This is a genomic window from Bacillus sp. 95MFCvi2.1 (genome assembly GCF_000374965.1).
In the GTDB taxonomy this organism is placed as follows: domain Bacteria; phylum Bacillota; class Bacilli; order Bacillales; family Bacillaceae_G; genus Bacillus_A; species Bacillus_A pseudomycoides.
This window is the reverse complement of sequence record NZ_KB895730.1, coordinates 22,828-28,827: the sequence shown is the minus strand read 5'-3', so window position 1 is coordinate 28,827 and position 6,000 is coordinate 22,828. Positions and strand designations below refer to the sequence as shown.

Here is a 6,000-nt window from a genome sequence, read left to right as displayed (position 1 = left end):
TCCTTAGAAGATGTAAAAGTAGGATAATCACCAAAATTCACGTCTCGAACTGCTTCTTGAAAAGTCATACCATAGTACATTCTAGCAAAGCTAATCGCTCCATATCCCTTCTCTCCCCGGCTATTCCATGCATACATATTGTCACGAATTAACAAGCTATCGTGCTCCGTATGTCGATAATAGTTTCCCTCTTTTTGAAATTTCTCCCCTTTAGCTTCTAAATACGACAACAAATCCACATCTTTTGCTTTCATGACTTCCTCCTCTGCCAGTCGATATGTCATGTTGGCACCTCCCCTTGTTGTGAATGGTTTCAAGAATAAAAAAAGAGAACTGTTTGTATCAGTTCTCTACATCATTTATTTTCCAAATAAGAATTTTAATCGTTTTTCTTGCGTGCTATAAGATAAACGAGCATCAAATTTCTTCCCATTATTTTTGGACTCAAACCCTTTGATTTGATCGGTCATATTCTTTTCTAATATTTTGATCACATTGTTACTACTAATTTTCTTTCCAGACACGATCCCTGGAATAATGAATTCACAAGTCTTTTTATATTGCTCGCATAAGTAATTTGATTTCCCTACAATTACTCGGCTCTTGCATAGCGGACATTTCCCTAGTGTACGATCTTCCATTGTTGGAAAACGAAACTTTAGCCCCTCCTTATCCAAATAGAGTGCCGCTGTAAATTCACCCTTTTCTCCTTTAAATCCTTGAATGAAGTCTGAACATTGCCCCGTCAAAATCTTTTTTAGTTGAGAAGGGGGAATCGCTTTTTCTTTGATTTTTGCTGGCAACATGAACTTACAACCATTTTTATATTCAGTGCACCCAAAAAATGTTTTTCGATGAAGAATGTCCCCTTTCTTACAGTCTGGACACTTCCCAAGAGACAGCTCCTCTGTCGTTGGAAACTGGAACTGCACTTTGCCTTCTCGGAATACTAAATACGCTGAAAATTCTTTCTCACCGGATTTAAAGCCTTTTAACAGATCCGTTTTCTTACTTTCAAACAGCTTTTTTACTTGCGCTTCAGGAATCGCTTTCTCTTTAATTTTCTTCGGTATACGGATCTCACATTCTGGATAATTACTACATCCATAGAAGTTGCCCTTATGAAGGATTTTCCCCTTTTTACATGGGCAACGGCATACTTCAATTTGTTGATTCCAATTCAAAATCATTTCATCCGCTACTTTTTCTTCTGTTTCTCCAAGTTTTGCAACTGTTTCTTTTACAAATGTATTCGTATTTTCCACAAATTCACCGTATTGCATTTCCTTCTTTTCGATCATATGAATCATCCCTTCCATTTCAGCCGTATAAGCTGGATTTTTGATTTCATCTATCGGAAATTTTTCTACAAATGCACGACCAATTTTCGTTGTACGAATTTGGCCATTGGTAAACGTGATATAATTTCGTACCGCAAGCTTAGGAATAAACGTCTCTTCTGTTGCGACTGTTCCAATTCTCTTTCCTTTCATTAATTCTTTTAAATGGTCATCATCTAATTTACGACCGGCGGTCTCCATAAACGTTAGAATGGAGCTCTCTGTATGGAATGCTGGTTTCTTTGTTTTCGACTGCATTAAATCATGTTTTACGATCTGGAAGGAGTCTCCCTCATATAAAATAGGGATTTGAAAGCTTTCCACAGAACCTTCTTCCATGTCCTCATGAAATACGCTTAAAAATCCCTTCTCTTGAAGAACCTTCTCTTTTGTACTATATATGTTTTCCTCTTGATCTATAAACTGTGCCTCACGTACCAAATAAACAGCCGGAGGCATAAAGTTTCCAATAAATCGTTTCACAATAAGGTCATATAATTGAATTTCTAATGGTTTTCTATTGGTCCCGTCATATGGTTTTGTTGTCGGGATGATGGCAAAGTGACTATCTACCAGCTCGTCGTTAAATGTGGCATGTTTTTCTGTAATGGTAGATGCATCTACCATCCGTACCAGATCCTTTTTCTAGCCCTTTTTTTGATAACCTACTATTTGTGACGAAAATTTGATATTCATTTCTATTATCTTGTGCTGGTACAATCACTCGCATACCAATTACATCCCCGTGTTTATATTCACCTAACGTCACTTTGCAACCATTCATTATATAGTCTGATTAGCCCACAGATTAATTACAATAAAGTTGTTCACCATTCGGCTTTGAAGGTATTTTTAAGTACGTTCAACATCCAAACTAAGCTAAGGTACTTACAAATGAAGGGGTCCTATTAATATTTCAAAAAACACCTAATCCCATCCTCCTACTATATTTTTAGTTAACCCCCTTGACTATAACGCTACGTCATAGTGCATAATTTTAACTATATTAAATAAGGGGTGAAAGAAATGAATATAAAATCATTACGCTCAGATAAAATATATCGAAAAATTTCACAAGCTCCAAAAGAGGAAAAGGTTGAGTTATACAGACAAGAGATGTTGGCTCCGTTTATGAGGAAATGGAAAATTCAACATGTTCCTTTTAAAGCTGAGGAGCCAAATAGTTTTGATGTTATTACATTGAATAATATAATGAGCATTTCTCCTACTCAGATTACAAATGAGATTACACGAGAATTAGACTTGATTTCATCTGATTCTTTTTGGTCTGAGTGTACAGAAGCTGTTAGGAAAAGCCTTCATTTATTTAAAGAGCATGATGTGAACCTACGTGTATCCGATTACTTATTCACGATTCTATTAGGGGATCCCAATAGCCCTTCGTTAATGTTAAATGAAGGATATAGTGGTGATGGAGGTATCCCTGGCTATATTATGTGTACACTTGTCCCAAATGAATACACAATACCTCGAATGAAAGCTGCTTTAGCACATGAATGTAATCATAATGTTCGATATCAATTTATTCAGTGGGATTATACTGTTACTTTAGGTGAATTAATTGTTAGTGAAGGGTTAGCAGAGAACTTTGCTACTTCTATTTTTGGAGAAGATCTACTCGGTCCTTGGGTATCGAAAACAACTATGGAAATGCTTAATAGACATATTAAACCTGTTCTCAAGGAACAATTACAATTAACAGGCTTTGATAAAATTGCACCGTATCTTTATGGTGATGAATTAGCAAAACTTCAAAACTATATGCCAGTCAATATGTCTTATGCTGCTGGTTATGCCTGTGGGTACTATTTAATTAAATACTATTTAGAAAAAACAGGTAAAAATATCTTTGAAGCCACAATAACTCCTGCTAATCTAATATTAGATGAAATAAAAGGATTTTGGGATGAAGAAACAATTATTAACGGTTAAAGATATTGTCCAAATTACAGGCATAACAAAAAGGACCTTACAATATTATGATAAAATAAATTTATTAAAGCCAATTTACTTAAAAGAAAATGGTTATCGAATTTATGATAGGAACAGTTTAGCAAAACTCCAAACGATTTTGTTTTTTAAGAAAATGGACTTTTCTCTAAAGGAAATTGCGGATATTTTGAAACTTACGAGAGAAGAACAGCAACAATTATTAAAGAAGCATAACCAAACTTTATTGGTGAACTACCCGCCACTTAGTAGCCCTTACGAGCTTACTTGAAGTGGGGGCTTCTCGGTTAGTCGTTACTTTTGATAGCTAACGAATTAGTCCTAAAACAGCCGAGCTAACTCCCTTGTTCCAAAGGTTATTTTGTTGCTATTTATGCTAATGCTACTAGGCGTATTGCTTCATTTTTGATATTGATGGCTGAGTTATAATCTCTATCGAGATTTACACCACATATACAAGAATATACTCGTTCAGACAATGGCATATCTTTCACACTTCCACAATTGCTACATGTTTTTGTGGAAGGAAACCATTTGTCTATTTTCACAAGTTGTTTGCCTTGTTCGTGTAGTTTATAAGCTAAAAAAGAAGTGAACATACGCCAACCATTGTCAGCGACACTTTTTCCAAAATTAAGTGCTTGCGACATTCCTTTCATGTTTAGGTCTTCAACAGCTACAACATCAAAATTAGTAGCTAACTTTTTAGACTTATGATGAAGGAAATTCTTACGTTGGTTAGCTACTTTTTCATGTAACTTAGCTACACGAAAACGTTGTTTATTCCAACGCTCAGAACCTTTAGTACGTCTTGATAATACTCGTTGTGCCTTTGCTAATTGATTTAACATTTTACGGTAGAACTTAGGATAATTGGCTCTCTCATCCTCAGAACTAACGTATAATCCATCCATCGCAAAGTCTAATCCAACAACTGTTTCTACTTCTTTTTGTACAATCTCTTTTTCGTATTCAGTCAAGATGGACACATAGTATTTACCAGTAGGTGTCATGGAGATTGTACACGACTTGATAATATGGTCTTGTGGTATTTCTCTATGTTGTTTGATACGTACCATTTTCAGTTTTGGTAATTTGATATGACCATTTAACAACATAATATTTCCGTTTACTACATTCGTTGTATAAGACTTTCTGTCTTTTTTACTTTTGAATGTTGGGAAGTCATTTTGACCACTAAAGAAATTCTTATAGGCAGTTTGCAAGTTTAATTGAGCATTTGCCAGAGCTAATGAATCAACTTCTTTCAACCATTCAAACTCTTCTTTGTATTTTGCTGGAGTTGGAAGCTTTTGTTTCTTTAGTTGTTCCTTATCACCTTTGTATTTCTCATACACTTCTTTACGTTCAGCCAACATTCTGTTATATACGAAGCGCACACAACCAAAGGTTTTACGCATAAGATGTGCTTGTTCTTCTGTTGGGTACAAACGAAATTTATATGCTTTATTATGCTTTGTCATATCATTTCACCTCACTTCTCCCCTTGATTTCCGATATACTTCTTCACCAAGTCTACTGGTGCACCACCAGTAGTTAGTAAACAAAAACTTCTTGCCCAAAACATTTCTTTCCAAAGTTTCTTTTTCACTTGTGGAAATTCTTTCTTTATTAATCGAGAACTCGCACTCTTATAAGCATTAATGAACTTTGTCATTTCTGTATTAGGATGTGCCTTGAACAATATATGTACGTGGTCAACATCATGATTCCACTCGACTAACGTTATATTGTAATTCTCAGAAAGTCTTACAAACATGTCTTTTGCATAGTATGACATATCATCATCAAATACATTTCTTCTGTATTTCACGACCAATACAAGATGATAATACAACAAGAACACTGAATGATTATTACTATCTAATTTCACTTATATACCAACCTTTTTGTTTTATAAGACTGATTATACCATAGAGAAAATAAAAAGCACAGTTACGTGCTTTTTGGCTACGCCAAACCGAAATTCATCTCCCACCTACCGTTGGGCTATTGCCCTCCACACGCTTGAGGAAGGAGAATTCTTTCGGGCAATTCGTTAAATATTTTTAATAATTCATCCATTTCACCGTTACAAGAACAATATGCTCATGAAGCGAAATTCATCTATGGAGAAACTGAAAAATACAAAGAATTTGAGGCGAAACTGAAAAAACTCTCTCCTAGTAAAAAAGCGAACCTATTTTCTGAATTTGAACTAAACATGGAAAAAGTATTTAGAAAAATTGCATCCTGTATTAATCAATCCCCTTCTTCTGATGAGGTACAGAAATTAATTGTAGAATGGAAAAGTTATCTTGAACAATCTATTGTATGTGACTCTGAAATGTTGATATGTATTGCAAATACGTATAAATTTGATAATCGATTCAAAAATTATATAAACCAATTTAGTAATGAAGACTTAGCTGAATTTTTATATAACGATATTATACATTATACTAATAGACAGAATCATTAATTTCATATTTTTATAATACAACATATAAATAAGAGATGGTGTTAATTGAAATTTCACACCATCCTTTTAAATAACTTTATTGTCACTGCACACCTTCATGGGGTTGCCTAAAGTTATTCTATTTTCGACTCCATCTTAACTTTTTTCAAAACGTGGCGACTTTATTTCAAATCCACAATATCAAATTTATAAAAAAGTAGGGAAACT

Annotated in this window: 4 protein-coding genes and 4 pseudogenes; 3 read left to right on the top strand and 5 right to left on the bottom strand. The window is 34.4% G+C overall.

Annotated elements, in window-relative coordinates; all coding sequences use genetic code 11:
• From C568_RS0127945 to C568_RS35885, 3 genes and pseudogenes are all read right to left on the bottom strand, one after another.
• Window positions 1-284 (bottom strand): annotated as a pseudogene (locus C568_RS0127945) (hypothetical protein); the annotation flags it as partial.
• 75 nt (window positions 285-359) lie between these two features.
• Window positions 360-1,958 (bottom strand): annotated as a pseudogene (locus tag C568_RS32225) (topoisomerase C-terminal repeat-containing protein); the annotation flags it as partial.
• Entirely contained in the window at window positions 1,924-2,124 is a 201-nt protein-coding gene (locus tag C568_RS35885) for a hypothetical protein (protein WP_231399081.1), read from the bottom strand. The gene C568_RS35885 and the pseudogene C568_RS32225, both read right to left, overlap by 35 nt.
• Window positions 2,125-2,366: 242 nt before the next feature.
• Here C568_RS35885 and C568_RS0127935 point away from each other — a divergent pair, with 242 nt between their 5' ends.
• Window positions 2,367-3,293: a DUF2268 domain-containing protein gene (locus tag C568_RS0127935; protein ID WP_018783440.1), complete on the top strand. Its 927-nt coding sequence runs from the start codon at window positions 2,367-2,369 to the stop codon at window positions 3,291-3,293.
• Window positions 3,268-3,543: pseudogene (locus tag C568_RS0127930) on the top strand (MerR family transcriptional regulator); the annotation flags it as partial. The gene C568_RS0127935 and the pseudogene C568_RS0127930, both read left to right, overlap by 26 nt.
• Window positions 3,544-3,682: 139 nt before the next feature.
• On the opposite strand, the gene C568_RS0127925 reads toward C568_RS0127930, so the two are convergent.
• Together C568_RS0127925 and tnpA are read right to left on the bottom strand one after the other, a co-directional pair.
• Window positions 3,683-4,795 (bottom strand): RNA-guided endonuclease TnpB family protein, encoded by a 1,113-nt coding sequence (locus C568_RS0127925; protein ID WP_018783438.1) that lies wholly within the window; start codon window positions 4,793-4,795, stop codon window positions 3,683-3,685.
• A gap of 11 nt (window positions 4,796-4,806) precedes the next feature.
• Complete coding sequence (gene tnpA, locus C568_RS0127920) at window positions 4,807-5,205, bottom strand: IS200/IS605 family transposase (RefSeq protein ID WP_018783437.1); 399 nt, start codon at window positions 5,203-5,205, stop codon at window positions 4,807-4,809.
• A 162-nt stretch (window positions 5,206-5,367) separates the two neighbouring features.
• On the opposite strand from tnpA, the pseudogene C568_RS33865 reads away from it, so the two are divergent.
• A pseudogene (locus tag C568_RS33865) lies at window positions 5,368-5,793 on the top strand (TipAS antibiotic-recognition domain-containing protein); the annotation flags it as partial.
• Window positions 5,794-6,000 lie beyond the last annotated feature (207 nt).